The sequence below is a fragment of the Streptomyces sp. NPDC051041 genome (assembly GCF_044456065.1).
Lineage (GTDB): Bacteria > Actinomycetota > Actinomycetes > Streptomycetales > Streptomycetaceae > Streptomyces > Streptomyces glaucus.
The window spans coordinates 180,642-206,650 of sequence record NZ_JBITFM010000003.1 but is presented as its reverse complement, the minus strand read 5'-3'; the positions used below and the strand labels follow the sequence as shown (position 1 = coordinate 206,650).

The window sequence follows — 26,009 nt, the reverse complement described above, 5'->3', positions numbered from 1 at the left end:
TCCCGGCCCGCGACGAACGGAGCACCGCCGTGACCGCCCTCTTCGAGCCCCTCACCCTGCGTGAGCTGACCATTCCGAACCGGGTGTGGATGCCCCCGATGTGCCAGTACTCCGCCGACCCGGAAGGTCCCACGACCGGCGTCCCCGGCGACTGGCACCTCACGCACTACGGGGCCCGCGCGGCCGGCGGCACCGGCCTGATCATCGTCGAGGCCACCGGGGTCTCGCCGGAGGGCCGGATCTCCCCCTACGACCTCGGCATCTGGAACGACGCCCAGGTCGAGGCGTTCCGCCGGATCACGCGCTTCCTCGTGAGCCAGGGCACGGTGCCGGCGATCCAGCTGGCGCACGCCGGACGCAAGGCGTCGACCGACCGGACCTGGACGGGCGGCGCGCCGCTCGGCCCGGACGCGCTGGGCTGGCAGCCGCTGGCGCCCAGCGCGCTCGCGTTCGACGAGCGCCACCCGGTGCCCGCCGAGCTGACGGCCGGCCAGATCCAGGAGATCGTCGGTCAGTTCGCGGACGCGGCCCGCCGGGCCCTCGCCGCCGGCTTCGAGGTCGCCGAGATCCACGGCGCCCACGGCTACCTGATCAACAACTTCCTCTCCCCGCACTCCAACCACCGCACCGACGCCTACGGCGGCTCCTACGAGAACCGCACCCGCTTCGCCCTCGAAGTCGTCGACGCGGTGCGGGAGGTGTGGCCGGACGACAAGCCGCTGTTCTTCCGGATCTCGGCGACCGACTGGCTGGACGAGGGCGGCTGGACGCCCGACGACACCGTCCGCTTCGCCCGCGACCTCCAGGCGCACGGCGTCGACCTCCTCGACGTCTCCACCGGCGGCAACGTCTCCGGTGTCCGCATCCCCACCGGCCCGGGCTACCAGGTGCCCTTCGCCGCGCGGGTGAAGGCCGGGACCACGCTGCCGGTCGCCGCCGTCGGCCTGATCACCGAGGCCGAGCAGGCCGAGAAGATCCTGGTCAACGGGGAGGCCGACGCGGTGCTCCTCGGGCGCGAGCTGCTGCGCAACCCCTCGTGGGCGCGGCACGTGGCGCGCGAGCTGGGCGGCGAGGTGCACGTGCCGGACCAGTACCACCGGTCCGTCTGACCCCGGGCGCCCCCTCCGGCCGTGCGCCGGAGGGGGCGCGCGGGCCGTCAACCGGTCGTGCAGGCCGTTCCGTTGAGCGTGAAGGCGCGCGGCGCCGTGCTGTCGCCGGTGTGGCTCGCCTGGTAGCCGACGGTGACGCTCGCGTTCGGGGCGAGCGTGCCGTTGTAGGCGGCGTTCGTGGCCGTCACCGCGCCGGAGGCCGGGGTGTAGGTGGCGCCCCAGCCGCCGGTGACAATCTGCCCGGCGGGGAGGGTGAAGCCGAGTTTCCAGCCGTTCACCGTGGCCGTGCCGGTGTTGGTGATCGTCACGGAGGCGGTCAGGCCCGTGCTCCAGGCGTTGGTCGCCACGGTCACCCTGCAGGCGCCGGCCGGCGGCTGGGGCGCGGGGCCCGGGGCGTCCAGGCCGAAGAAGGCGAGCACGCGGGCGCCCATGCCGGGGGCGTAGAGGTTGTGGCCGACGCCCTGGAGGCTGATCGCCTCGACGGGGGCGCGGTCACCGGTGCCGCCGTAGCGGGTGCGGGTCCAGCCGGGCTGCGGGGTGTCGGTGGCGGCCGGGACCTGGCCGACGCCGTGGACGTTCGTCCACTGCTCGATCTCCTCCCCGAAGTTGGGGTAGCGCAGCACGTCGTCCTGGGTGCCGTGCCACAGCTGCATCCGGGGCCGGGGGCCGCTGTAGCCCGGGTAGGAGCCCCGGACCAGGTCGCCCCACTGCTGCGGGGTGCGCGTCACGGTGCCGCCGGCGCAGGCGCTGTTCCATTCCGAGCCGTCGGTCGTGGCGAAGCAGCCGAACGGGACGCCCGCGAAGGCGGCCCCGGCGGCGAACACGTCCGGGTAGTTGCCCAGCAGCACGTTGGTCATCATCGCGCCGGAGGAGATGCCGGTGGCGAAGATCCTGCCGGTGTCCGCGCCGTGGGCGCGCACGACCCAGTCGACCATCGACCTGATGCCGACCGGGTCGCTGCCGCCGCCCCGGCGCAGCGCCTGGGGCGAGGAGACGTCGAAGCACTTGCCGGCCCGGGTGGCCGAGGGGTAGACGACGATGAAGCCGTAGCGGTCGGCCAGGGAGGCGTACTCGGTGCCAGAGTACATCGCCGGGCCGGAGCCCGTGCAGTAGTGCACGGCCACCAGGACCGCCGGGTTCTCGGTGACGCTGTCCGGCACGTACAGGTGCATCCGCAGGTTGCTGGGGTTGGCGCCGAAGTCCGTGACCTCGGTGAGCGCCGCGGCGGGCGCCTGGGCGCGGGCGGCGGCCGGGGGCGCGGCCAGGGCCGCCGCGGCGAGCAGCGGGGCCAGTGCCGCGAGGAGCGCCGCGAGCAGGGGGCGCAGCGGTCCGCGGGCGGGGGTGTGGGGGGTGGGGTGCACGTCCTGTCCCTTTCTGGTCGCGGCTCCGGGACGTGGTGCGGCGACCGGGCGACGGAAGGGAAACGCCCGGGCGAGCATCGTGACATGGACACGGCCGTCATGGAAGCGCTCCCACCCCGCGAACCCGGTCGGCCGCGCCGACCGGGGGCGATCGGGGACCCGTTGCGCGAGGCGTTGACTAGAAAGCGCTTGCCCTCTACCGTCCGTTCAGCAGCGTGACCCGTCGGGGCCGTCGAACGCTTGGCGCCGACGCCCGTTGGACCCTTCTCACCCCGAAGAAGTGCACTCTTCGGATCCGAGAGGGCTCCATCCCGGTCACCCTGCTCCGCGCGGCAAGCACCATGGCGTACGAAGTTCACGTACATGACCCGTAGGCGATCCCGGAGGGACCCACCCGCATGCGCGCCCACCCCCCACGTACACACGCGCGAAGCTCCCCGCCGGACGCCTTCGGAACGCCTTCCGCCCGACGAGGGCCGCGGCCGCCGCGCACCGCGGCGGCGCCGTCGGCGGACACGCCGGCCCGCGCGGCGGGGATCCCGGCGGAGCCGTGACCGGGATCCCCGCGGGCCGGCGCTCCCGCCGGCCCGCCCCACGGCCACCCGGCCGGCCCGCCCCCTCCGCCGTCGCCCCGGTGACGCGGGACGCGGGCGCCGGAAAGCCACGACACCCCCGACAGCTCGACAAGGACAGAAGGAATCGGGACATGACTTCTGCGACTCCCCCGCGCGCCCGCAGGCGCGCGCTGACCGGAGCACTGGCCACCCTCGGCCTCTCCGTTGGCATGATCATGACCACAAACGCCTCCCCGGCGAGCGCCGCCACCTGGCCGACCGCGAAGGGCAGCCAGGCGGTCTCCTCCACCATCTCCCTGTCCGGCACCAAGGACTACGGGATGACCCGTCTCTACGGCACCGGCGACCTGGGCAGCGGCGGCCAGGACGAGGACCAGGGCCCCATCCTGAAGCTGGCGGCCGGCACCGTCCTGAAGAACGTCATCATCGGCTCCCCCGCCGCGGACGGCATCCACTGCGAGGGCAGCTGCACGCTGCAGAACGTCTGGTGGGAGGACGTCGGCGAGGACGCGGCGACCTTCAAGGGCTCCTCGTCGTCCAACGTCTACACCGTCTCCGGCGGCGGCGCGAAGGAGGCCAGCGACAAGGTGTTCCAGTTCAACGGCGCCGGCACGCTCAACGTGTCGAACTTCGCGGTGCAGAACTTCGGCACCTTCGTCCGCTCGTGCGGCAACTGCTCCACGCAGTACAAGCGGACGATCAACCTCAACACGATCGAGGCGACGTACAAGGGCAGCCGGCTCGTCGGCATCAACACCAACTACGGCGACAGCGCGACCCTGCGGGCCGTCACCATCGTCGGGGACAGCGGCAGGAAGATCGTCCCCTGCCAGAAGTACATCGGCAACGACGACGGCGACGAGCCGACGACGAACGGCAGCGGTCCCGACGGCACCTACTGCAAGTACGCCTCCTCCGACATCACCTACAAGTGATCCCCCCGGGGACCCGCGAGTGATCCCCCCACGGTGAAGGCGGCCGTACCGAGCGTCCCCGCACGGCGCTCCGTACGGCCGCCGGACGGCCCCGCGGACCGCGCCGCCCGGTGACCGGGTGCCGGCACCGCTGTGACCTGCCCCGACGCTCCGTCCGGAGGTGACTGTCAGTGCCGGGGTGCAGACTGGCCGGTGTCCGGGACGAAGACGTCGACGAGGACGTCGCGGAGGTGATCGGCATGACCGAGGTACTGCTCGCCGTGGGCACGCGCAAAGGCCTCTTCATCGGGCGCCGGCGGGACGGCGCCTGGACGTTCGACGAGAGTCCCTGCTTCACCGCGCAGGCCGTGTACTCGGTCGCCGTCGACACCCGCGGCGACACCCCGCGGCTGCTGGCCGGCGGCGACAGCTCGCACTGGGGCCCGTCGGTGTTCCACTCCGACGACCTGGGGCGGACCTGGACCGAACCGCCCCGGCCGGCCGTCAGGTTCCCCGAGGACACGGGGGCGTCGCTGGAGCGGGTGTGGCAGCTGCACCCGGCCGCCGCGGAGCCGGACGTGGTCTACGCGGGCACGGAACCGGCCGCGCTGTACCGCTCCGAGGACCGCGGGGAGAGCTTCGCGCTCGTCCGCCCCCTGTGGGAGCACCCCACGCGGTCCCGGTGGATGCCGGGCGGCGGCGGGGAGGGCCTGCACACCGTGCTCACCGACCGGCGCGACCCGAAGGCCGTGACGGTCGCCGTCTCGACCGCGGGCGTGTTCCGCACCACCGACGGCGGCGCGAGCTGGGCGCCCTCCAACTCCGGCGTCTCGGCGGTGTTCCTGCCGGATCCGCACCCGGAGTTCGGCCAGTGCGTGCACAAGGTCGTCCGGGACGCGGCCGACCCCGACCGGCTGTACCTGCAGAACCACTGGGGGGTGTACCGCAGCGACGACGCGGGCGCGCACTGGACCGACATCGGCGAGGGCCTGCCGTCCACGTTCGGCTTCGCGGCGGCGGCCCATCCGCACCGCGGCGGCACCGCGTACGTGTTCCCGATCAACGCCGACTCGGACCGGGTGCCGGCCGGCCGGCGGTGCCGGGTCTACCGGACGGCGGACGCGGGCGGCAGCTGGGAGCCGCTGTCGGCGGGCCTGCCCCGGGAGGACCACTACGGCACGGTGCTGCGCGACGCCCTGTGCACCGACGACGCGGACCCGGCCGGCGTGTACTTCGGCAACCGCAACGGCGAGGTGTTCGCGTCGGCCGACGACGGCGACAGCTGGCACCTGCTCGTGTCGCACCTGCCGGACGTGCTGTGCGTGCGGGCCGCGGTCGTCGCATGAGCCGCCCGGCACGTCCCCGGACGGGCCGGCCGGCCGCTCGCCGGGCGCATCGCCGGGCGGGTGCGCGGACCGGCCCCGGCCACCGGTCGATCACCGCCGCCCGGACGGCAGTAGGGTGACGCCCGTGGCACCACGACCGTTGCATGAGATCGTCGAAGCGGGCTGGGCGAAGGCCCTGGAACCGGTGGCCGGGCGGATCGCCGCGATGGGGGACTTCCTGCGCGCGGAGATCGCCGCGGGACGCACCTACCTCCCGGCCGGCCCGAACGTCCTGCGGGCCTTCCAGCAGCCCTTCGACGACGTCCGCGTCCTGATCGTCGGACAGGACCCCTACCCGACCCCGGGGCACGCGGTGGGATTGTCGTTCTCGGTCGCGCCCGACGTGCGTCCGCTGCCCGGCAGCCTCGTCAACATCTTCCGGGAGCTGACCGCCGACCTGGGCGTGCCCCAGCCGTCCAACGGTGATCTGACGCCGTGGACCGAGCAGGGCGTGCTGCTGCTCAACCGGGCGCTCACCACGGCCCCGCGCAGCCCCGGCGCCCACCGCGGCAAGGGCTGGGAGGAGGTCACCGAGCAGGCCATCCGCGCCCTGGCCGCGCGCGGCAAGCCGCTGGTGTCCATCCTGTGGGGCCGCGACGCCCGCAATCTGCGTCCGCTGCTCGGCGACCTGCCCGCCGTGGAGTCCGCCCACCCCTCCCCCATGTCCGCCGACCGCGGTTTCTTCGGCTCCCGCCCGTTCAGCCGCGCCAACGACCTGCTGGTCCGGCAGGGCGGCCGGCCCGTGGACTGGCGCCTGCCGTGACCGGGGCGGGGGCCGGGGACGGCTCCGGCTACCTCGCCGTGGACTCGGGCGGCTCCGGTCTGCGGGTCGTCGCCGGGACCCTCGGGCGGGGCCCCCTGGCCCGGCGCGCGTCCCCGGAGCCCGTCCGCACGGGTGCGCGGGGGATCGATCCCGGGCACCTGAGGGAACGGCTGCTGCCCCTGGCACGGGCGCTGGCGGCCGAGACCGGGGTGGTGCGGCCGGCGGCGGTCGTCGTGGGGGCCGCCGGGTTCGCCACCCTGGGCGACGCCCTGCGCGCCGAGCTGCCGGGGGCCCTGGCGCGGGAGCTGGGGGTGCGGACCGTCGCGCTCGCCGCCGACGCCGTCACCGCGTACGCCGGGGCTCTCGGGGCACGGCCCGGTGCCGTGGTCGCCGCCGGCACGGGGCTGATCGCGATCGGCACCGACCTGGTCCGCTGGCGCCGCGCGGACGGCTGGGGGCATCTGCTGGGCGACTGCGGGGGCGGCGCCTGGATCGGGCGGGCCGGACTGGAGGCCGCGCTGCGCGCCCACGACGGACGGCAGGGCGGTTCGGCCCGGCTGCTGGCCCGCGCCGAGGAGCGGTTCGGGCCGGTCCCGGGGCTGCCCGCCCTGCTGTACCCGCGCCCGGACCGCCCCGCCGTCCTCGCGTCCTTCGCGCCCGAGGTGGCCGCCTGCGCCGGGGACGACCCGGTCGCCGCGGACATCCTGCGGCAGGCCGCCCGGCACATGGCCGACTCGATGGCCGCCGTCTGCCCGGCCGGGGACGAGCCCCGCATCGCGGTCACCGGCGGCCTGCTGCGGATGGGCGCCCCTCTGGCCGCACCGCTGGACGAGGAGCTGGCGAGGCGGCTGCCGCACGCGCGGCGGGTGGCGGCCGCCGGCGACCCGCTGCACGGCGCCGTACGGATCGCGACGGATCTGGCGTCCGGTGCGCTCACCCTGCCGGACGACCCGGCGATGCTGCACGTGGTCACCGCGCCCGGCGACCGGCCCCCCTGATCCCCCGCCGGCCTCGGGCGGTCCCCGGCCCGCCCCCGGTCGGCCTCCGCTCGTCCCGTCCCGCGCCCGATCCGCTCGTCGGCCACCCGCCGGTCCCACCCGCCCCTCCCCCGCTCCCCGGGGTGATTCCTCCCGATGACCGCTCACGGCCCGCACATCGCCCAATCCGGACGTACCTCATCAGACAAAACCGGACGGATACCGCTCACCTGCACCCTCCCCGAACAAGAGAGCCCAGGAAGCCAGTAACATGCGGCGCCATGAGCTCCCCCACTGGGCCCGCGTCCGGCCTGCCAGTACGAATGCCGCGCCCCCGCCAGCCCGGACGGCACCGCCGTCCCGAACCCCTGGTGGCTCCCGAGGGCGCGCCCGCGCTCGTCCTCGCCGTACCGGGCACGCCCAGCAGCGCCACGCGCAGCCTCGCCGAGGAGGTCGTGAGCATCGCCCGCTCCGAGCTGCCCGGCCTGGACGCCCGCATCGGGTACCTCGACGGGGACGGCGCCGACTTCCCCACCCTGCAGTCCGTGCTCGCGCGCGCCGCCGACGAGCGCACCGCCCGCTACGAGCAGGCGCTCGCCGCCGGGCTGGAGGCGAAGGAGCCCGAGGGTCCCGTCGCCGTCGTCGTGCCGCTGCTGGCCGGCCCGGACAGCGCGCTCCTGCGCCAGGTCCGCCAGGCCGTGATGGACAGCCGGGTCGCGGCCGAGCTGACCGATGTGCTGGGCCCGCACCCGCTGCTCGCCGAGGCCCTGCACGTGCGCCTGTCGGAGGCCGGGCTGGCGCGCGCCGACCGGGCCCGCCTGTTCACCGTGGCGACCGCCGCGGACGGCATCATCCTGGCCTCCGTGGGCGGCGAGGAGGCCGTGCAGGCGGCCGGGATCACCGGCATGCTGCTCGCCGCTCGCCTCGCCGTGCCGGTGATGGCGGCGGCCCTGGACCAGGAGGGTTCGATCGCCTCCGTGGCCGAGCAGCTGCGCTCGGCGGGCTCGCAGCAGCTGGCGCTGGCGCCGTACCTGATCGGCCCCGAGATCGACGCGTCCCTGATCGAGGAGGCGGCCAAGGAGGCGGACTGCCCCGCGTCCGAGGCGCTCGGTCCGTACCCGGCCATCGGCAAGCTCGCCCTGGCCAAGTACACGACGGCGCTGGGCATCACCCCGCAGCAGCCGCAGGGCGTGCCGGCCCGCTGAACGCGCGCGGGCGCGACCGCCGCACGACCCGAAAGGGCCCGCTCCGGGAGCGGGCCCTTCGTCGTGCGCGAGTTCTCCGCCGTGCAGGAGTTCCTCGCCGTGCGCGGGTTCTCCGCAGGAGGCGTCCGCCGCCGAGCGGGCCGGGACGGTGCGGGCCGGTTCAGCCGAGGACCACGCAGGAGGCCGCGGGCACCTCGACCGAGCCGCCGCGCCGCGGTGTGCCGGTCGCGGGGTCGAGCGCGAACCAGGTGACGTTCCCGGAGCGCTCGTTCGCCGCGTACAGGAAGCCGTCCGCCACGGTGATCGCCCGGGGCCAGTGGCCGCCGCAGGGCACCGTGGCGAGCAGCCGCAGCCCGTCCCCCTCGGCGGCGAACACGGACAGGACGTCCTCGCCGCGGGTCGCGGTCCACACGAAGCGGCCGTCGGGCGAGACGGCGATGCCCGACGGATAGGCGTCGCCGGCCGGGGCGCCCGGCAGCACCGGTGTCTCGGTGAGCGGCCGCAGCGAGCCGTCGGCGGCGTCCCAGCGGCAGACGGTGACGGTCGGAGCGAGTTCGTTGAGCACGTACGCGGCCCCGCCGCCCGGATGGAAGGCCAGGTGCCGGGGGCCGGAGCCGGGCCGCAGCGCGATCTCCCGGTGCACGCGGAGGGTGCCGTCGGCCAGCGTGCACACCCGTACCGAGTCGGTGCCGAGGTCCACGCTGACGGCCCAGCGTCCGCTCGGGTCGGGCTGCACCTGGTGGGCGTGCGGGCCCCGCTGGCGCGAGGTGTGCGGGCCGGAACCGGTGTGCCGGAGGACCCCGGAGGCGGTCCGGGCGAGGGTGCCGTCGGCGCGGACGGGGACGGCGGTGACGCTGCCGGAGCCGTAGTTGGCGGTCAGGACGTGTCCGGCGAAGAGGCTGAGGTGCGTGGGCCCGCTGCCGTGGACGGACACGGGCGGTCCGGCCGGCTCGGGCCGGTCGCCGGGCACACGGTACGCGGCCACCGCGCCCTCGGCCGTCTCGCTGACCGCGTAGAGCGTGTCCCCGTCGGGCGCGAGGGCCAGGTACGAGGGGTCGGGCACGCCGTTCACGCTGCTCAGGACGGTCAGCGCCCCGCTGTCGGGGGCGACGGCCGCCGTCACGATCCCGGGGCCGCCGGCCGCCGTGAACGATCCGACGAACGCCCGTCGCCGCCTGCCGCCGTTCGCCACCGCTGTCCCCTCTCGTCCGGTGCTGTGGGGCCGACGGTAGCAGTTAGGTCTAGACCAGGCTGGGGAGACGGTCCTTCCGGCGGGATTCCCGGGCGCCGGCCGACGGGGCCCGAGGAGGCCCACGGGGCGCGTCCGGGGGCCGCGCGGGCGGTCCGGCACGGGTTCGGCCAGGGCGGCAGCGGCATCGCCTCCGGCGGCAGCCGTCCCGGCGAGCCGTGCGGCGCCACGGACGCGCGCCCCGGCCGGGCGATGCCCTCCACCACCCCGTACGGCCTTCCGGCCCCCGTACAGGACTGCCCGGGGACCGGTGCCGCGCGGGGACCGCAGCCCTGGCCCGTGCCGGGCGCGGTCAGGCGGGTCCGGACGCGCCCGAGGCCACCGGGACGCGGTCGTGGCGGCGTCCGCCGGTCCGGCCCTGCCCCTCTTCGGCCGCCGCCCCGCGGCCCTCGGCGATCTCGACCAGGTCCCGGATCTCCCGGGCGCAGTCGTCGAGCAGGGCGAGCACCCGGCGGGCGCGCCGCTTGCGCTCCCGCATCGGGTTCAGCGGGTGCACCAGCGGGGCGACGGAGAGCCGTACCCGGCCGAGCAGCTGCTCCAGCTCCGCCAGGCGCGTCGCCGGGTCGGCGGTCGGGGAGCCCGCCAGGCGGGCGGCGGTCTCGGCGGCGCAGGCGCGGACGCAGCGCAGGGCCCGCCGGATCCAGGCGTCCGTGACGGCGTGGGTGGTGACGGGCAGCACGAAGAGCACGGCCAGCGCGGCGCCGAGCGCCCCCACGCCGGTCTCGGCGAGCCGGACGGCGAGCAGGCCGGGGTCGAGCACGCCGAGCAACCCGTAGAGCAGCTCGGCGAGCAGGGTCACGCAGAGCATCATCCAGGTGTAGGACACGGCGGCCGTGTAGAAGATGCCGAAGACGCACAGGGCGGCGAGCACGGCGGTCGGCACGGCCGCCCCCTGCACGGGCAGGGCGACGACCAGGCCGAGACCGATGCCGAGGACGGTGCCGAGGACCCGGCGGAAGCCGCGGACCAGGGTCTCGCCGCGCGAGGTGGTGTTGACGAAGATCCACCAGGTGGCGCCGACGGCCCAGTACCAGCGCTGTCCGGACACGAGCTGGCCCACCACCAGGGCGAAGCCCGCGCCGGCGGTCGCCTGGACCGCCTGGCGGGTGGTCACCCGGGCGAGGCCGGTGCCGCCGGGCGGCGAGGCGGGCACGGCGGGCGGCGGCAGCCGGCGCTCGTAGCACCACAGTCCGAAGCGCACCGCGGCGGCGGCGAGCACGGACAGGAGGACGGAGGCGTACAGCTCGGGCAGCCGGTCCGTGGTCGCGTGCAGGAACTGCGCCACGAAGAAGGTCATGAACGCGAAGACGCCGAGGCTGTGCCCGCGCGGGCCCCAGCGCCGCGCGTACACGCCGGCGCCGACCACGGCGAGGAAGACGAGGTCGCGGGCGACCGGGTGGTCGTGCAGTCCGGCCGCGGCGGCCAGCACGGGCAGGCCGACGGCCGGGAGCAGGGCGGTGGTGACCGCCTGGCCGCGGACCGTCGCGTCGGTGACGGTGAACAGGGCGAGCAGCGCGGCGAGCCCGCCGGTGACGACACCGGCGAGGGAGTGTCCGGCCAGGCCGCAGACGACGACGGCCAGCCCGATGCCGAGGACGGCCCGCGCGGCGAAGCGCAGCCGCGTCCGCCCCGGGTCCGGAGCCGTGAACACCCTTTTCAGCACTGCTTACCGCCCCCTTCGGGCGCCGGCCGGGCACCGGTACGGCCCGGCCCGGCTCTGACATGGATCCGGCATGAGAAAGGCGCCGCGGGATCCGCAGCGCCATCGACGCGTCCATATCAGCATTCCTGCCGCCAGTGGCTCAAGGGCTCTCTTTTTCAATGAGCCATTGGCACAGTGAATTCCTTTCCAGGAGGGCCACGGGCGAGCCAACGGCTCACGGCGGACGGCCGGACCGCTCCCGCCCCGGTGAGCCGTTGGTACAGTCGCCGGTGATCGTCGAGAGGCGAGGAGGCCGGGCCGCCGTGGCCGTGGACGAGCTGGACACCCGCATCCTGCGGCTGCTGCTGGAGCAGCCGCGCACCAGCGTGCGCGAGTACGCCCGCATCCTCGGCGTCGCCCGCGGCACGGTGCAGGCCCGCCTGGACCGCCTGGAACGCGACGGGGTGATCACCGGCACGGGTCCCGCCCTCTCCCCCGCCGCGCTCGGCCACCCGGTGCTCGCGTTCGTGCACATCGAGGTCACCCAGGGGCACCTGGACGACGTGGGGGACGCGCTCGCCGAGGTCCCGGAGATCGTCGAGGCGTTCTCCATCACGGGCGGCGGGGACCTGCTCACCCGGGTCGTGGCGCGCGACAACGCCCACCTCGAGGACGTCATCCAGAAGCTGATCAGCCTGCCCGGCGTGGTCCGCACCCGCACCGAGGTGGCCCTGCGCGAGCGCGTCCCGCACCGGCTGCTGCCGCTGGTGGAGTCGATCGGCCGCACCGTCCGGAAGTGACGTCCCCGGCGCCCGGGTCCCGGATGCGGCACCTGACCGCGCGTGCCTTTGACATGCTGAGGTCATGAGCGAACTCGGCACCCTCTCGGTCCTTTTCGATCTTGACGGAACACTCGTGGACAGCGAGCCGAACTACTACGAAGCGAGTCGGCAGGTCCTCGCCGAGCACGGCGTCCCGGACTTCTCCTGGACGGAGCACCAGCGGTACGTCGGCATCAGCACCCGGGAGACGGTCGCCGACTGGAAGGAGCGGTACGGGCTGCGGGCCTCGGTGGAGGAGCTGTTCACCGCCAAGAACCGCCGCTATCTGGAGCTGGCCCGCGCCTCCACCCCGGCCTATCCCGAGATGCGCAAGTTCGTCGAGCTGCTGGCGACCGAGGGGGTGCCGATGGCCGTGGCCTCGGGTTCGTCGCCCGAGGCCATCGGGGCGGTCCTGGCCGGCACGGGCCTGGACGCGTATCTCACCACGGTCGTCTCGGCCGACGAGGTCGCGCACGGCAAGCCCGCCCCCGACGTCTTCCTGGAGGCCGCCCGCCGGCTGGGCGCGCGCCCGGCCGACTGCGTGGTGCTGGAGGACGCCGCTCCGGGCGCCGTCGCCGCGCACGCCGCCGGGATGCGCTGCATCGCGATCCCGTACGTCGCCGAGCAGGCCGACGCACCGGAGTTCGCGACCGCCGGCCTGCTGCTGCGCGGCGGCCAGCGGGAGTTCACGGCCCGGGCCGCCCACGACTGGCTGCTGCGCTCCGCCTGATCCGGCCCGGGCCGCCGGCCGGCGACGGGGACGCGGGCACCGCCGGCCACCAGGGGCGGTGCCCGCCGGCGGCGCCCTCCGGCGGGGGCCGGTGGACCGAGCGGCCGGAACCGGCCGCTCCCGACCCGTTGACGCCCCCCGGCCCCCTCCCTATCGTCTGGTCGCTAATTCGTACGTTGTTCGCTATATCGAACAGCAGAGGAGCACCCATGGCACCGCCCCTCTCCAGACGACTCCTCCTCCGCGCGGCGGCGCTCGCGTCCGCCGCGCCCGCCCTCCCCCCGGCGGCGGCCGGGCGCGCCCGCGCCGCCGCGCCCGAGGCGCCGCCCGCCTGGACCGTGCGCCCCTTCCGGCTGGAGGACGTGACGCTCGGCCGGGGCGTCTTCGCCGACAAACGGCGGCTGATGCTCGACCACGCCCGCGGCTACGACGTCGACCGGCTGCTGCAGGTCTTCCGCGCCAACGCCGGTCTCCCCACGCTCGGCGCGGTCGCCCCCGGCGGCTGGGAGGGGCTGGACGGCGAGGCCAACGGCAACCTCCGCGGGCACTACACCGGGCACTTCCTGACGATGCTGGCGCAGGCGTACCGCAGCACGGGGGAGCGGGTCTTCGCGGAGAAGATCCGCACGATGGTCGGCGCGCTGGCCGAGGTGCGCGAGGCGCTGCGGCACGATCCGGCCGTCCTGAACGTCGCCGGGAGGTTCTCCACGGCCGTGGAGAACGTGCGCGGCTCCCACCGGTACGTCGACCTGCCGGCCGCCGTGCCGGGCGGAGCCGCCGCGATCACGCTGGCCGCCTGGGTCAGACCCGCCCACGACGGCGCCTGGGCCCGTGTCTTCGACTTCGGCGACGGCACCACCCGGTACCTGTACCTGGCCGCCCGGGGCGCGAACGGCGCGCCGCGCTTCGCCGTCACCGCCTCGGGCGCGGGCGGCGAGCAGGGCCTGGACGGCACGGCCGCGCTGCCGCTGGACCGGTGGAGTCATCTGGCCGTGACGATCGGGGGCGGCACCGGCACCCTCTACGTCGACGGCACCGCCGTCGCGCGGAACGAGGCGATGACCCTGACCCCGGCGGCCCTCGGCACGCTCACCCACCACTGGCTGGGCCGGTCCGGCTACTCCGCCGACCCGGTCTTCGCGGGCGCCTTCGGGGGGTTCGACGTCTGGTCGCGCGTCCTGACGGCCGCGGAGGTGGCGCGCCTGCAGGAGCGCCGTCCCGCCGACACCCCGGCGGGGCGCGGCGACCTCGCGTCGTACGCCTTCGACGAGACGTCCGGCGGGACCTTCGCCGACGCCTCCGGCCGGGGCCTGACCGCCACCCTGCGCCGCACCTGGGGCGGGCCCAGCCACCCCGGCTTCCTCGCGGCGTACCCGGAGACGCAGTTCATCGACCTGGAGTCGCGGACCAGCCCCGACTACACCAAGGTGTGGGCGCCCTACTACACCGCGCACAAGATCCTGCGCGGCCTGCTGGACGCCCACCTCGCCCTCGGCGACGACCGGGCGCTGGACCTCGCGTCCGGCATGTGCGACTGGATGCACTCCCGGCTGTCGAAGCTGCCCGCGGCCACCCTGCAGCGGATGTGGGGGATCTTCTCCAGCGGTGAGTTCGGCGGCATCGTCGAGGCGATCGTCGACCTGCACGCCCTCACCGGCAGGGCCGAGCACCTCGCGCTGGCCCGTCTGTTCGACCTGGACCGGCTCATCGACGCCTGCGCCGCGGACACCGACGTCCTCGACGGCCTGCACGCCAACCAGCACATACCGATCTTCACCGGCCTGGTCCGGCTGTACGACGCGACGGGCGAGGAGCGCTACCTCACCGCCGCGAAGAACTTCTGGGGCATGGTCGTACCGCACCGCATGTACGGCATCGGCGGCACCAGCACCGGCGAGTTCTGGCGGGCCCGGGGCGTGATCGCGGGCACGATCGGCGCCACGACCGCCGAGACCTGCTGCGCGTACAACCTGCTGAAGCTGAGCCGGACGCTGTTCTTCCACGAGCAGGACCCGGCGTACATGGACTACTACGAGCGGGCCCTGTACAACCAGGTGCTCGGCTCCAAGCAGGACCGGCCGGACGCGGAGAGGCCGCTGGTCACGTACTTCATCGGGCTGGCGCCCGGCCATGTGCGCGACTACACGCCCAAGCAGGGCACGACCTGCTGCGAGGGCACCGGCCTGGAGAGCGCCACCAAGTACCAGGACTCGGTGTACTTCGCGCAGGCCGACGGCAGCGCCCTGTACGTCAACCTCTACAGCCCGTCCACGCTGACCTGGGCCGAGAAGGGCGTCACCGTCACGCAGACCACGGACTATCCGAGGGAGCAGGGCAGCACGCTCGCCTTCGGGGGCGCCCGGGCCCGGTTCGCGCTGCGGCTGCGGGTGCCGGCGTGGGCGACCGCCGGATTCCGGGTGACCGTCAACGGGCGCGCGGTGCCGGGCACGCCGAAGCCGGGCACGTACTTCACCGTGTCCCGGACCTGGCGCGCGGGGGACACCGTGCGCGTGTCCCTGCCCTTCCGGCTGCGGGTGGAGAAGGCGCTGGACGACCCGTCCCTGCAGACCCTGTTCCTCGGCCCGGTCAACCTGGTCGCCCGCGACCCGGCCACGCGTCTGCTGGAGTTCGGCCTGTACCGCAACGCCGGCCTGTCCGGCGACCTGCTGCCGACGCTCGCTCCCGTGCCCGGCAGACCGCTCCACCACACCCTCGACGGCATCGAGCTGGCGCCGTTCCTGGAGGGCACGGAGGAGCCGGCGCACGCCTACTTCCGGCGGACCGAACCGGCGGTGGTCCTCGGCGGCACCGACTCCGGCGTCGCCAACCCGGTGAAGGAGGACGGCACCACGCTGCTGGACGAGATCTGGGCCGGGGCGCCGTTCGGCGGCAAGGGCGCGCTGGTGGCGCGGGTGCGGGCCACGGTGGACGCGTGGGCGGCGGCCGGGCTGCTGGGGCGGGCCGAGGCGGAGCAGGTGGTGAGGACCGCGCGGGCCGCCTCGTACGCCCCCTGACCGCCGGGCTCCGTCCGCGGGCCGGGGCCGCGCGGCCCCGGCGGGACTACGAGCGGCGGCGGGGCCGGCCGCGCTTCCCGCCCCGGGGGGCGCCGCCGGCGCCCGTCCGCCGGGCTCCGCCGGCCGGCTTGCCTGCCGCCGACCTGCCCGCCGGCTTGCGCCGGCCGGTGTCCCGGCCGGCGCCCTTCGGCTTCTCCTCGGACGGGGCCGGCCTGCGGCCCCGGGTGCTGTTGACGGTCCGCCCGCGGACGATCCCGATGAAGTCCTCCACGAGGTCCGTCGTCGCGTCCTGGGGCCAGGCCAGCGCCACGCTCGACTGCGGGGCGTCCCGGACGGGCCGGTGGGTGAGGTCCTTGCGGTGGTGCAGCCGGGCGAGGGACAGCGGTACGACCAGGACGCCGATCCCGGCCGCCACCAGTTCGACGGCGTCGGCCGTGGTGGCGGGGCGTTCCAGGGCGGGCCGTCCCGGCAGGCGCTCCCAGTCGAGGACGTCGTCGAGGGGGTGCAGCACGATCTCGTCGGCGAGGTCCTCGACGGACACCTCGTCGGCCGCCGTCACCAGGTGGTCCTTGGGGACGACCACGACCGTCGTCTCGGTGTAGAGGGGGATCGCGCTGAGCACGGTCCGGTCGACGGGCAGCCGGACGAAGCCGGCGTCGGCGCCCTCGTCCAGCAGCAGCCCGCCCGCCTCGGCGGCGGGCACCTGGGCCAGGGCCAGCGGGACGTCGGGCAGCCGCTCGTTCCAGACGCGCACCCACTTGTCGGGCGTCACCCCCGGGACGTAGGCGAGCCGGAACGAGGGGGGTTCTTCCGAGGCTGTCACCCGGCCAGGTTACCGGCCGCGGTCGGGGGTCGCGCACCCGCTCGATACCCTGGACGGCATGACGTCGCACCAGAGCACCCAGACGATGAAGCCCGCGACCGCGGCGAAGAAGCTGGGTGTGTACCTCGAGGCCACACCCGCCGAGTTCCGGGAGGGTGTCGTCTCACGCGCCGAGCTGGACGCGCTGCAGGCGGACCCGCCCGAGTGGCTGCGGGAGCTGCGGCGCGACGGCCCGCACCCCCGGCCGGTGGTCGCGGCGAAGCTGGGCGTCTCCATCTCGGGGCTGGCGCGGGGCGGCGTGACCGAACCCCTCACCACGGAGCAGATCGAGGCGCTGAAGCGGGAGCGCCCCGAGTGGCTGGAGCGGGAGCGCGCCACCCAGGCCGAGGTCCGCAAGGAGGCCGCCCGGATCAAGAAGCTCCACGCCGAGCGCGACCGGGACGCCTGACCCGCGACGCGCGGCCGCACCCCGGCGGCCACCCGCGGCGCGAGCGCGGGCGGGACGCGGACGCACCGCGGTCGCGGGGGCCCGGCCGGATGCACCGGCGTGGCACGTCGCCGAGGTCCGGGCCCCGGCCGAGGGCGTGCCGGGGCGGCTGTCCCGGACGGCCCGGCGGGACGGGTGCCCGGGGAGCGGCTCGACGTGCTGCACGCCCGGCCGGTGCGGGCCTGCCCGGCTCCCGGGCGCGGATCCGCACCCGGAAGACCCCGGATCGGGCGGCCCGCGGCGGAGCCGGCCCGGCGGACCCCGGCCACCGGGCGCGGCCGGCGGGCCCGGTGCGCGCCGCCCGCGAGCGGGTGGCAGGCTGATCGACAGCACGACCGCGCGCCGAGAAGGCACGAAGCCGAGAGATCGGGAAACCGGGAAGCCGTGGAACAGAAAGCCGACGTCATGACCGACAAGCTCACCGTGAGCGTCCTGGGCACCGGCATCATGGGCGCCGCGATGGCCCGCAACATCGCCCGCGCCGGCCACGCCGTCCGGGCCTGGAACCGCACCCGCGACAAGGCCGAGCCCCTGGCCGCCGACGGCGCGCACGTCGCCGCCACCCCCGCCGAGGCGGTCGAGGGCGCCGACGTGGTGCTCACCATGCTCTACGACGGTCCCGCCACCCTGGAGGTCATGCGGCAGGCCGCCGCCTCGCTGCGCCCCGGCGCCGCCTGGGTGCAGTCCACGACCGCGGGCGTCGAGGCGGTGGGCGAGCTGGCCGCCTTCGCCCGCGAGCGGCAGCTCGTCTTCTTCGACGCCCCGGTCCTGGGCACCCGCCGGCCCGCCGAGGCCGGACAGCTGACCGTGCTCGCCGCCGGCCCCGAGGAGCACCGGTCCGCCGTCGTGCCCGTCCTCGACGCCGTCGGCGCCCGGACCGTGTGGACCGGCGAGGACGCGGCGGCGGGCAGCGCCACCCGGCTGAAGCTGGTGGCCAACAGCTGGGTCATCGCCGCCACCAACGCGGCCGGCGAGGTCCTCGCCCTGGCGAAGGCCCTCGGCGTGGACCCGGACGGCTTCTTCGACCTCATCGCCGGCGGCCCCCTCGACATGGGCTACCTGCGGGCCAAGGCCGGACTCGTCCTGGACGGCCGGCTGTCGCCGGCCCAGTTCGCGGTGGCCACCGCGGCCAAGGACGCCCGGCTGATCGTGGAGGCCGGCGAGCGCAACGGCGTCCGCCTGGACCTGGCCGCCGCGGGCGCGCAGCGGCTGGCGCGGGCCGCCGCCCGGGGCCACGGCGACGAGGACATGGCCGCCGCCTACTTCGCCAGCTTCGACGAGCCCCCCGCGTCCTGAAGACCCCGTTCCCCGGCCCTCGGCGCCCTGCCCCGAGGCCCTGTCCACCGGGGCCCGCCGCCCCGGTCCCGCTTTCCCGAACACGGAGGATCCCCATGTCCAAGCCGCCCCTGCCGCCCGAGGCCGACGCGCTGCTGCGGCGCCCCAATCCCTGCGTCATGGCCACCCTGCGGGCGGACGGCACACCGGTCTCCACCCCCACCTGGTACGAGTGGGCCGACGGCCGGGTGCTCATCAACTTCGACGAGGGCCGGGTGCGCCTGAAGCACCTGCGCCGCGATCCGCGCGTGACGCTCACCGTCCTCGACAAGGACGACTGGTACACGCACGTCACGCTGATCGGCCGGGCCGTGGAGATCTACGACGACGAGGACCTGGCCGACATCGACCGCATCTCCCGGCGTTACACCTCCGAGCCCTACCCCGACCGGGTCCGCGCCCGGGTCAGCGCCCGGATCGAGGTCGAGCGCTGGCACGGCTGGGGCGCGCTGAAGGACAGCGACCAGGCGTCCGTCTGAGGCTCCCGGGGCCCCCGCGGGGCCCCGGACGGTGTCACCGTGCCCCGGCGGGACACCCGGGGCGGTGGAGCACCGGTTCCGGCGACGGGAGTGGACGCGCATGAAGTACGACGACCTGATCCGCACCGTTCAGGAGCAGAGCCGTCCGATCGGCCGGGACGAGGCCGAGCGGACGGTGTCGGCCGTGCTGCGCACCCTGGCGGAGCGCCTCCCGGAAGGGCTGGCGGACCATCTGGCCGCGCAGCTGCCGCACGAACTGGCCGGGGTGGCGCGGCCGGCGGACACGGCCGGGGCCGAGCAGCCGCGCGGTTCCGGCGAGCGTTTCGACCTCACCGCGTTCGCGGGCCGGATCGCCTGGCGCGCCGGCATCACCGAGGAGGCGGCGCTCCAGCGCTCCGCCGTGGTGCTGAACGTGCTGGACGCCTTCGTCTCGCCCGAGCAGATGACCAAGCTCGCGAGCACGCTGCCCGCGGACATCCGGGAACTGCTCCCCACGGGCCGCGCCGTGGGGACCGAGTCCTGAGCCGTCCGGCGGCCGGCCGTCCCGGAGCCGCTCACCCGGCGGAGTCCGGGGCGTCCCCGGGCGCCGGCGCGCGGACGTCGAAGCCTCCGTGTCCGTCGAAGCGGACGTCGCGCACGGCGTCGAAGCCGTCGTCCGGCGAGGGGCGGCGCAGTCGTCCGAACGTGGCGTGGACGCCGACGTCGGGGACGCGGTCGCGGCCGGTCCGCCGGGCGTTGCGCCGCAGGGAGCCGGCGAGGTCGGGGGGAAACCAGTACGCGACGACGGTCGCGCCGTGGGCGTGCCCGGCCTCCACCAGGGGGCGCCACTCCTCGGGGGACGGGTTGGTGTTGTCGACGGCCACCGGTCTCGCGGCGGCCAGCGCCTCCTCGACCAGCCGCATCTGGCGGGCCTGCTTGTTGCGGGCGCCGCGCGGGAACAGGTCCTTGCTGACCAGGGCGTAGCGGCCCTTCAGGCACCGCTCGTAGAAGGTCGTCTTGCCCGACGCCTGCAGCCCGACCAGGACGGCCACCTCGGTCACCGGGTTCAGCCCTCGGCCTTCTGCCCGGTCCAGCTCCACGCGTACTGCAGCCAGTCCGCGACGGTGACCGCGGTCAGGCCCGCGCAGACCAGCCGGGCGGCCCTCGGTGCGGACGCGTAGCCGCCGACGAGGGCGCCGGCCACCCAGGCGGAGGTGCAGAAGGGGCAGGACAGCAGGTCGCCGACGGCGCGGCGCAGGCCGCTGCCCCGGGAGGTGTCCATCACCTCGCCGCCCTCTCCGAAGCCCTCGCGGCGGGTGAAGGGCGCCCGCAGGAAGCTGGTGACCTTGGCCTTGGTCAGCAGCCGGGACGCCTTGAACGTGGCCGTCCCCAGCAGGGCGACGTCCCAGGGCGGCACCCGGTCGGGCAGCCGCAGCCCCCGGTGCCGCGCCACCGCGGCGAACAGGACTGCGCCCGCCGCGAAGGTCGTCGCGAGCGTGGCGTATCCGCCGCGGGGCTCCTCGCTCCCCTCGTCATAGCTCTGGTCGCCGTCCGTCATGGCAGCCTCCCTCGGGACCGTCCGTCCTGGTCGGGGGCCGAGTGCCCTGATCGGCCGGTGCCATACGCGGTGGTCAGCTCGGTTGCAGCCGGCCGAACAGTTCGGCGAAGTCCGGGGGCAGCTGCTCCAGGAGATGGTCGACCTGCCCGGCGGAGACCGCCTCGGCGACGGTGGCCAGCACCGCGCAGGCGTCCCACTCGGCGGTGCGCGGCCGGGCCCCGGTCCGTTCGGCCACGCGCCGCAGGAACTCCTCGCGGCCGAAGGTCTCGGGGTGCCCGCGTTCCGGGCGCAGCACGTCGTCCAGGGGAGCGGGCAGCTGAGCCGCCAGATCGGCGGCCTCCTCCGGAGTGATCCGGGAGGCGAGCACCCGCAGGACCGCCGTGCTGACCTGTTCGGCCTCCTCCTGGCTGTGGTACTCCCCGTTGTCGCGCACCCGGGCCAGGAACTCGTCGATCCTCACGGCATCCTCCTTCGACGGGGGATTCCCGGGTGCCCGTCCCCCGGGCGGGGGAAACGGTCGCACCGGGAAATCCGCCGGAAAAAGGCGGGGAGGAGGGGGCGCGGGAGCGGGCCGCCCGTGCCCGGGCCGGACGGCGGGACCGGCCCCCGCCGGCACGCGGACCCGGCCCGCCCGGGGGGGGTCGTGCCGCCGGACGCGGGTGGCCGCCGCCATCGCCGACCATGACGGCGGCCGTCCCTGCGCGTACCCCGTCGCGCGCCTTTCACCGGAGCCGGTGCCCTCGGATCCGCAGGTGGTCGGACGTGCGGGGTCCGCATCCGGGGTCACGCCGCCACGGTGCTCTGCTCCTGCCCCCGCCGGTGGATCGGCGTCCCCGAGCCGGTCAGCGGAGCGCCCGTCCCGCCCCGCCGGACCGCGACGATCTCCGCCGCGATCGACAGGGCCGTCTCCTCGGGCGTACCGGCCCCGAGGTCGAGGCCGATCGGCGACCTGAGCCGGGACAGCTCCCGGTCCGTCAGTCCGGCCTCCCGCAGCCGCCGCTCGCGGTCGGCGTGGGTGCGGCGCGAGCCCATCGCTCCGACGTACGCCACCGGCATCCGGAGGGCCTCCGTCAGCAGGGGGACGTCGAACTTGGCGTCGTGGGTCAGCACGCACAGCACCGTGCGGGCGTCGGTCGCCGTCCGCCGCAGGTAGCGGTGCGGCCAGTCCACGACGACGTCGTCGGCCTCGGGGAAGCGGGCCCGCGTGGTGAAGACGGGGCGGGCGTCGCACACCGTGACGTGGTAGCCGAGGAACTTGCCCGCGCGCACCAGCGCCGCCGCGAAGTCGATCGCACCGAAGACGATCATGCGGGGCGGCGGCACGCTGCACTCGACGAGCAGGGTGACGCCGCCGGGACAGCGCGATCCGTCCTCCGAGAGGCCGACGGTGCCGGTCCGGCCGGCCTCCAGCAGGGCCCGGGCCTCGGCCGCCGCCGTCCGGTCCAGCTCCGCCGGGCCGCCCAGGCCGCCCTCGTACGAGCCGTCGGGGCGCACCCGCAGCGCGCGGCCGAGGAGTCCGGCCGGGCCGCGGACGACCCGGGCCAGGGCCGCCGGCCCGCCGCGTGCGGCGGCCGACAGCGCCGGGCCGAGCACCGCCCGCAGCGGCGCGTGCGCGCGGACCGGCGTGACCATGACCTCGACGACCCCGCCGCAGGTCAGCCCGACCGCGAAGGCGTCCTCGTCGCTGTAGCCGAACCGCTCGACGACCGTCTCGCCGTCCCGCAGCGCCTGGACGCACAGGTCGTACACCGCGCCTTCCACGCAGCCGCCGGAGACCGAGCCGACGGCCGTGCCCGCGCCGTCCACGGCGAGGGCGGCGCCCGGGCCGCGCGGCGCGCTGCCGCCGACCGCCACGACGGTGGCGACGGCGAACTCCCGGCCCTCCTCGATCCAGCGGCTCAGGTCCCGGGCGATGTCAAGCACGCGGGGCCCCCGCCTGCAGGACGCGGTCGGGACGGATCGGCAGGCTGCGGTGGCGGACCCCGGTGGCGTGCCACACGGCGTTGGCGACGGCCGCCGCGGCGCCCACGACGCCGATCTCGCCGATGCCCTTGATGCCGACCGGGTCGTCCGGGTCGGCGTCGTCGATCCAGTCGGCCTCGACGCGCGGCACGTCGGCGTGCGTGGCGACGTGGTAGCCCGCGAGGTCGGCGCCGTAGTGGCCGCCCGAGGCGCGGTCCCGGACCGCTTCCTCGTGCAGGGCCATGGAGATGCCCCACACCATCCCGCCGACGAACTGGTTGCGGGCGGTGAGCGGGTTGACGATCCGGCCCGCGGCGAAGATGCCCAGCATGCGCCGCACCCGCACCTCGCCGGTGGCGGTGTCCACGGCGACCTCGGCGAACTGCGCGCCGAAGGAGTGCCGTTCCTTCTGCGCGAGGGCGCCGACGGCCTCGGTGGTGTCGGACCGTACGGTGATGCCCTCCGGGGGGATGCCGGCGCCGGGCACGAGCCGCTGCCGCAGTTCCTCGGCCGCGGCCGTCACCGCCCACCCCCAGGAGCGGGTGCCGCCCGAGCCGCCGGCGATCCACGCCTGGCCGAAGTCGCTGTCCCCGATCCGGACCCGGACCCGGTCCGGTGCCGTGTGCAGCGCGTCGGCGGCGATCAGGGTGAGCGCGGTCCGGGCGCCGGTGCCGATGTCCGCCGCGTTGATCCGCACGGTGAAGGTGCCGTCCGCCTCCGCCGTCACGGCCGCGGTGGACGGCAGGGCCAGCGCCGGGAAGGAGGCCGCCGCCGTGCCGGTGCCGAGCAGCCAGCGCCCGTCCCGGCGCAGGCCGGGGCGCGGGTCCCGCTCCGCCCAGCCGAACCGGCGCGCGCCCTCCCGGAAGCAGGCGATCAGGTTGCGGCCGCCGAAGGGCAGCCCGGAGACCGGGCCGCGCTCGGGCTCGTTGCGGACGCGCAGCTCGATCGGGTCCACGCCGGTCTTCTCGGCGAGCTCGTCGAGCGCCGACTCCAGCGCGAACGACCCCGGCGCCTCGCCGGGCGCCCGCATCCAGGTCGGGGACGGCGCGTCGAGCCGTACGACCAGGTTGGCCGTGCGGTGGGCGGCGGCGTCGTACATCACCCGGGCCGGTCCGGCGGCCGGTTCGAGGAACTCGTACACGGTCGAGGTGCGGCTCACGGAGCGGTGCTCCAGGGCGCGCAGCCGCCCGTCGGGGTCGGCGCCGAGCCTGACCCGCTGCACGGTCGGGCTGCGGTGTCCGGCCAGCGAGAACATCTGACGGCGGGTCATGACCACGCGGACCGGCCGCTGGAGCACGGTCGCGGCCATCACGGCGGCCACCTGGTGCGCGCGCAGGCCCTTGCTGCCGAAGCCGCCGCCGACGTGCTCGGAGCGCACCCGCACCGCCGACGGGTCCAGGGAGAACATCCGCGCCAGCTCGGTCGCGACCCAGCCGGTGCCCTGGTTGGAGTCGACGACCTCCAGCCGGCCGCCGTCCCACCGGGCGGTCGCCGCGTGCGGCTCCATCGGGTTGTGGTGCTCCTCGGGGGTGGTGTACTCGGCGTCCACGACGACGGCGGAGGCGGCGAGTTCGGCCTCCAGGTCGCCCTTCTCCGCCACCGCCGGCCCGGGCCCGGACTCCACCGCGTAGGCGTCCGGGCGGTCGCCGGAGAGCTCGGTGTCGTGCGGTTCGCGCGCGTAGGTCACCACGAGCGCCTCGGCGGCCTCCCTGGCCTGTTCGGGCGTCTCGGCGACGACGAGCGCCACCGGCCAGCCGTGGTGCGGCACCCGGTCGTGCTGGAAGACCGCCGCGGTCGGGTCCGGCGGCCCGCCCAGGATGCCGGCGTAGTCGGTGCTGACGCGCGGGGCGTTCCCGTGGTGCAGGACGGCGAGCACGCCCGGCATGGCGAGCACGTCGGCGTCCGCCACCGAGCGGATCCGGCCGCGGGCGACGGTGGACAGCACCAGCCAGCCGTGGGCGAGGTCGGCGAAGGGGATCTCGCCGGCGTAGCGGGCCGCTCCGGTGACCTTGTCCCGGCCCTCCACGCGGGTGTGCGCGGTGCCGACGGAGCCCTTCACCGCCGGTGTGGCGAGCGTGGTCATCGGGCGGCCTCCTCGGTGAGTTCGGTCAGCACGGCCACCACCAGGTTGCGCATCAGGGTCACCTTGTATCCGTTGTGCGGCAGCGGCTCGGCGGCCGCGAGTTCGGCGTCCGCGGCGGCGGCGAAGGTCCCGGCGTCGGCCGGCGCCCCCCTCAGGACGCGTTCGGCCGCGCGGGCCCGCCACGGCCGGGACGCGACCGCCCCGAGGGCCAGGCGTACGTCGTGCACGGCGCCGTCCCGCACGTCGAGCGCGGCGGCGACCGAGCCGATCGCGAACGCGTAACTGGCGCGCTCGCGCACCTTGCGGTAGCGCGAGACGGCGGCGACCGGGGCGGGCGGCAGGGTGACGCCGGTGATCAGCGCCCCGGCGGGCAGGGCGGTCTCCAGGTGCGGGGTGTCGCCCACCGGGAGGTAGAGGTCCGCGAGCGGCAACTCCCCCGGCCCGTCGGTCGTTTCGTACGCCACGACGGCGTCGAAGGCCGCCAGCGCGACGCCCATGTCCGAGGGGTGGACGGCCACGCAGTGGCCGGAGGCGCCGAGGATGGCGTGGTTGTGGTGCTCGCCCTCGATCGCGGGACAGCCGCTGCCGGGGACGCGCTTGTTGCACGGCTGGGTCACGTCGGTGAAGTAGCCGCAGCGCGTGCGCTGGAGCAGGTTCCCGCCGACGGTGGCCATGTTGCGCAGCTGCCCGGAGGCACCGGCCAGGACGGCCTGCGCCAACGCCGGGTAACGGCGCCGGACTTCGGGGTGGGCCGCGAGGTCGCCGTTGGTGACGGTGGCGCCGATGCGCAGGCCTCCGTCCCGCGTCGGCTCGATGCGGTCCAGCGGCAGCGCGCGGACGTCGACGAGCCGGGCGGGCCGTTCCACGCCCGTCTTCATCAGGTCGACGAGGTTGGTGCCGCCGCCGAGGAACCGGGCCTGCGGGTCGGCGCCGAGCAGGGCGACCGCGTCGGCGGTGTCGTGGGCGCGCTGGTAGGCGAACTCCCTCATGCCGCGGTCTCCCCGGTCCGTGCCGCCTGCGCCCCGGCCGCGCGGGCGACCGCCTCGACGATGTTCACGTAGGCGCCGCAGCGGCACAGGTTGCCGCTCATCCGCTCCCGGATCTCCTCGGCGGTCAGCGGCGGCACTCCCGCCTCGGGCCGGACGTCGCCGGTGGCGGCGCTCGGCCAGCCGGCCGCGTGTTCCTCGATCACCGCGACGGCCGAACAGATCTGGCCGGGCGTGCAGTAGCCGCACTGGTAGCCGTCGAGGTCGAGGAAGGCCTGCTGCACCGGGTGCAGCCGTTCGCCCTCGGCCAGGCCCTCGACGGTGGTGATCTCCCGTCCCTCGGCGGCCACCGCGAGTTGCAGGCAGGCCACGGTCCGGCGGCCGTCGACCAGGACGGTGCAGGCGCCGCACTGCCCCTGGTCGCAGCCCTTCTTGGTGCCGGTCAGGTCGAGCCGCTCGCGCAGGGCGTCGAGCAGGGTGGTGCGGTGGTCCACGGAGAGCGGGTACTTCTCGCCGTTGACGTGGAGGGTGACGGCGCTGGACGTCGAGGTGGGGGCTGGGGCCATGGTCAG

23 protein-coding genes and 1 pseudogene are annotated in these 26,009 nt (G+C 75.7%); 13 read left to right on the top strand and 11 right to left on the bottom strand.

The features are described 5' to 3' along the window. Positions 1-29: 29 nt before the first annotated feature. On the top strand, positions 30-1,109 hold the full coding sequence (locus ACIBAI_RS07105; protein ID WP_399031697.1) for an NADH:flavin oxidoreductase/NADH oxidase: 1,080 nt from the start codon (positions 30-32) through the stop codon (positions 1,107-1,109). Between the two features lie 47 nt (positions 1,110-1,156). Here the strand turns inward: ACIBAI_RS07105 and ACIBAI_RS07100 are convergent, their stop codons facing one another. Continuing rightward, positions 1,157-2,470 carry a PHB depolymerase family esterase gene (locus ACIBAI_RS07100; protein WP_399031696.1) on the bottom strand — a complete coding sequence of 438 codons (1,314 nt, stop codon included), beginning with the start codon at positions 2,468-2,470 and terminating at the stop codon, positions 1,157-1,159. Between the two features lie 706 nt (positions 2,471-3,176). On the opposite strand from ACIBAI_RS07100, the gene ACIBAI_RS07095 reads away from it, so the two are divergent. The 5 genes from ACIBAI_RS07095 (at position 3,177) to ACIBAI_RS07075 (ending at position 8,289) form a co-directional block, all read left to right on the top strand. Next, entirely contained in the window at positions 3,177-3,980 is an 804-nt protein-coding gene (locus ACIBAI_RS07095; RefSeq protein WP_399031694.1) for a pectate lyase, read from the top strand. Between the two features lie 170 nt (positions 3,981-4,150). Next, the gene (locus ACIBAI_RS07090) at positions 4,151-5,305 is read left to right on the top strand and encodes a WD40/YVTN/BNR-like repeat-containing protein (RefSeq protein WP_399031692.1); all 1,155 of its coding nucleotides are present in this window, start codon (positions 4,151-4,153) and stop codon (positions 5,303-5,305) included. 124 nt (positions 5,306-5,429) lie between these two features. After that, a complete protein-coding gene (locus tag ACIBAI_RS07085; RefSeq protein ID WP_399031690.1) occupies positions 5,430-6,107 on the top strand; it encodes a uracil-DNA glycosylase in 678 nt (225 codons plus the stop codon). Continuing rightward, positions 6,104-7,105, top strand: coding sequence for an N-acetylglucosamine kinase (locus tag ACIBAI_RS07080; RefSeq protein ID WP_399031688.1), 1,002 nt, complete (start codon positions 6,104-6,106; stop codon positions 7,103-7,105). Before ACIBAI_RS07085 ends, ACIBAI_RS07080 begins: the two co-directional genes overlap by 4 nt. A gap of 260 nt (positions 7,106-7,365) precedes the next feature. Then, a complete protein-coding gene (locus ACIBAI_RS07075; protein ID WP_399031687.1) occupies positions 7,366-8,289 on the top strand; it encodes a sirohydrochlorin chelatase in 924 nt (307 codons plus the stop codon). 160 nt (positions 8,290-8,449) lie between these two features. On the opposite strand, the gene ACIBAI_RS07070 is transcribed toward ACIBAI_RS07075, so the two are convergent. Together ACIBAI_RS07070 and ACIBAI_RS07065 are read right to left on the bottom strand one after the other, a co-directional pair. Next, complete coding sequence (locus ACIBAI_RS07070; protein ID WP_399031685.1) at positions 8,450-9,481, bottom strand: lactonase family protein; 1,032 nt, start codon at positions 9,479-9,481, stop codon at positions 8,450-8,452. 448 nt (positions 9,482-9,929) lie between these two features. Continuing rightward, positions 9,930-11,201: pseudogene (locus ACIBAI_RS07065) on the bottom strand (FUSC family protein); the annotation flags it as partial. Between the two features lie 302 nt (positions 11,202-11,503). Here ACIBAI_RS07065 and ACIBAI_RS07060 point away from each other — a divergent pair. The 3 genes from ACIBAI_RS07060 (at position 11,504) to ACIBAI_RS07050 (ending at position 15,745) form a co-directional block, all read left to right on the top strand. Beyond that, positions 11,504-11,980, top strand: a complete 477-nt coding sequence (locus ACIBAI_RS07060; protein ID WP_399031683.1) for an Lrp/AsnC family transcriptional regulator — start codon at positions 11,504-11,506, stop codon at positions 11,978-11,980. 64 nt (positions 11,981-12,044) lie between these two features. Beyond that, positions 12,045-12,731, top strand: coding sequence for an HAD family hydrolase (locus ACIBAI_RS07055; RefSeq protein WP_399031681.1), 687 nt, complete (start codon positions 12,045-12,047; stop codon positions 12,729-12,731). Between the two features lie 209 nt (positions 12,732-12,940). After that, positions 12,941-15,745: a beta-L-arabinofuranosidase domain-containing protein gene (locus ACIBAI_RS07050; protein ID WP_399031679.1), complete on the top strand. Its 2,805-nt coding sequence runs from the start codon at positions 12,941-12,943 to the stop codon at positions 15,743-15,745. A gap of 46 nt (positions 15,746-15,791) precedes the next feature. Here ACIBAI_RS07050 and ACIBAI_RS07045 read toward each other — a convergent pair whose 3' ends face one another. Continuing rightward, a complete protein-coding gene (locus ACIBAI_RS07045; RefSeq protein WP_399031678.1) occupies positions 15,792-16,568 on the bottom strand; it encodes a LysR family substrate-binding domain-containing protein in 777 nt (258 codons plus the stop codon). A 58-nt stretch (positions 16,569-16,626) separates the two neighbouring features. On the opposite strand from ACIBAI_RS07045, the gene ACIBAI_RS07040 reads away from it, so the two are divergent. The 4 genes from ACIBAI_RS07040 (at position 16,627) to ACIBAI_RS07025 (ending at position 19,392) form a co-directional block, all read left to right on the top strand. Continuing rightward, positions 16,627-17,016, top strand: coding sequence for a DUF5997 family protein (locus ACIBAI_RS07040; RefSeq protein ID WP_399031677.1), 390 nt, complete (start codon positions 16,627-16,629; stop codon positions 17,014-17,016). Positions 17,017-17,115: 99 nt separating this feature from the next. Further along, positions 17,116-18,351 carry an NAD(P)-dependent oxidoreductase gene (locus tag ACIBAI_RS07035; RefSeq protein WP_399031676.1) on the top strand — a complete coding sequence of 412 codons (1,236 nt, stop codon included), beginning with the start codon at positions 17,116-17,118 and terminating at the stop codon, positions 18,349-18,351. Positions 18,352-18,446: 95 nt separating this feature from the next. Continuing rightward, complete coding sequence (locus tag ACIBAI_RS07030) at positions 18,447-18,869, top strand: PPOX class F420-dependent oxidoreductase (protein ID WP_344601417.1); 423 nt, start codon at positions 18,447-18,449, stop codon at positions 18,867-18,869. A 100-nt stretch (positions 18,870-18,969) separates the two neighbouring features. Continuing rightward, positions 18,970-19,392, top strand: coding sequence for a DUF2267 domain-containing protein (locus ACIBAI_RS07025; protein WP_399031674.1), 423 nt, complete (start codon positions 18,970-18,972; stop codon positions 19,390-19,392). A gap of 31 nt (positions 19,393-19,423) precedes the next feature. Here ACIBAI_RS07025 and ACIBAI_RS07020 read toward each other — a convergent pair whose 3' ends face one another. From ACIBAI_RS07020 to ACIBAI_RS06990, 7 genes are all read right to left on the bottom strand, one after another. Further along, positions 19,424-19,909: an AAA family ATPase gene (locus ACIBAI_RS07020; protein ID WP_399031672.1), complete on the bottom strand. Its 486-nt coding sequence runs from the start codon at positions 19,907-19,909 to the stop codon at positions 19,424-19,426. Between the two features lie 5 nt (positions 19,910-19,914). Further along, complete coding sequence (locus ACIBAI_RS07015; RefSeq protein WP_399031670.1) at positions 19,915-20,406, bottom strand: DUF1360 domain-containing protein; 492 nt, start codon at positions 20,404-20,406, stop codon at positions 19,915-19,917. Between the two features lie 73 nt (positions 20,407-20,479). Continuing rightward, complete coding sequence (locus ACIBAI_RS07010; protein ID WP_399031668.1) at positions 20,480-20,866, bottom strand: DUF2267 domain-containing protein; 387 nt, start codon at positions 20,864-20,866, stop codon at positions 20,480-20,482. 323 nt (positions 20,867-21,189) lie between these two features. Then, positions 21,190-22,329, bottom strand: a complete 1,140-nt coding sequence (locus ACIBAI_RS07005) for an XdhC family protein (protein WP_399031666.1) — start codon at positions 22,327-22,329, stop codon at positions 21,190-21,192. Continuing rightward, on the bottom strand, positions 22,322-24,451 hold the full coding sequence (locus tag ACIBAI_RS07000; protein ID WP_399031665.1) for a xanthine dehydrogenase family protein molybdopterin-binding subunit: 2,130 nt from the start codon (positions 24,449-24,451) through the stop codon (positions 22,322-22,324). Before ACIBAI_RS07000 ends, ACIBAI_RS07005 begins: the two co-directional genes overlap by 8 nt. Further along, positions 24,448-25,440 carry an FAD binding domain-containing protein gene (locus ACIBAI_RS06995; RefSeq protein WP_399031664.1) on the bottom strand — a complete coding sequence of 331 codons (993 nt, stop codon included), beginning with the start codon at positions 25,438-25,440 and terminating at the stop codon, positions 24,448-24,450. The genes ACIBAI_RS07000 and ACIBAI_RS06995 overlap by 4 nt, the downstream gene beginning before the upstream one ends. Further along, on the bottom strand, positions 25,437-26,003 hold the full coding sequence (locus tag ACIBAI_RS06990; protein ID WP_399031662.1) for a 2Fe-2S iron-sulfur cluster-binding protein: 567 nt from the start codon (positions 26,001-26,003) through the stop codon (positions 25,437-25,439). The genes ACIBAI_RS06995 and ACIBAI_RS06990 overlap by 4 nt, the downstream gene beginning before the upstream one ends. Positions 26,004-26,009 lie beyond the last annotated feature (6 nt).

Bases quoted from the DNA above. Each gene is read 5' to 3' on its own strand.
- ACIBAI_RS07095 (WP_399031694.1), top strand. From the start codon at position 3,177: ATGACTTCTGCGACTCCCCCGCGCGCCCGCAGGCGCGCGCTGACCGGA.
- ACIBAI_RS07075 (WP_399031687.1), top strand. From the start codon at position 7,366: ATGAGCTCCCCCACTGGGCCCGCGTCCGGCCTGCCAGTACGAATGCCG.
- ACIBAI_RS07055 (WP_399031681.1), top strand. From the start codon at position 12,045: ATGAGCGAACTCGGCACCCTCTCGGTCCTTTTCGATCTTGACGGAACA.
- ACIBAI_RS07050 (WP_399031679.1), top strand. From the start codon at position 12,941: ATGGCACCGCCCCTCTCCAGACGACTCCTCCTCCGCGCGGCGGCGCTC.
- ACIBAI_RS07040 (WP_399031677.1), top strand. From the start codon at position 16,627: ATGACGTCGCACCAGAGCACCCAGACGATGAAGCCCGCGACCGCGGCG.
- ACIBAI_RS07030 (WP_344601417.1), top strand. From the start codon at position 18,447: ATGTCCAAGCCGCCCCTGCCGCCCGAGGCCGACGCGCTGCTGCGGCGC.
- ACIBAI_RS07025 (WP_399031674.1), top strand. From the start codon at position 18,970: ATGAAGTACGACGACCTGATCCGCACCGTTCAGGAGCAGAGCCGTCCG.
- ACIBAI_RS07015 (WP_399031670.1), bottom strand. From the start codon at position 20,406: ATGACGGACGGCGACCAGAGCTATGACGAGGGGAGCGAGGAGCCCCGC.
- ACIBAI_RS07000 (WP_399031665.1), bottom strand. From the start codon at position 24,451: ATGACCACGCTCGCCACACCGGCGGTGAAGGGCTCCGTCGGCACCGCG.
- ACIBAI_RS06995 (WP_399031664.1), bottom strand. From the start codon at position 25,440: ATGAGGGAGTTCGCCTACCAGCGCGCCCACGACACCGCCGACGCGGTC.
- ACIBAI_RS06990 (WP_399031662.1), bottom strand. From the start codon at position 26,003: ATGGCCCCAGCCCCCACCTCGACGTCCAGCGCCGTCACCCTCCACGTC.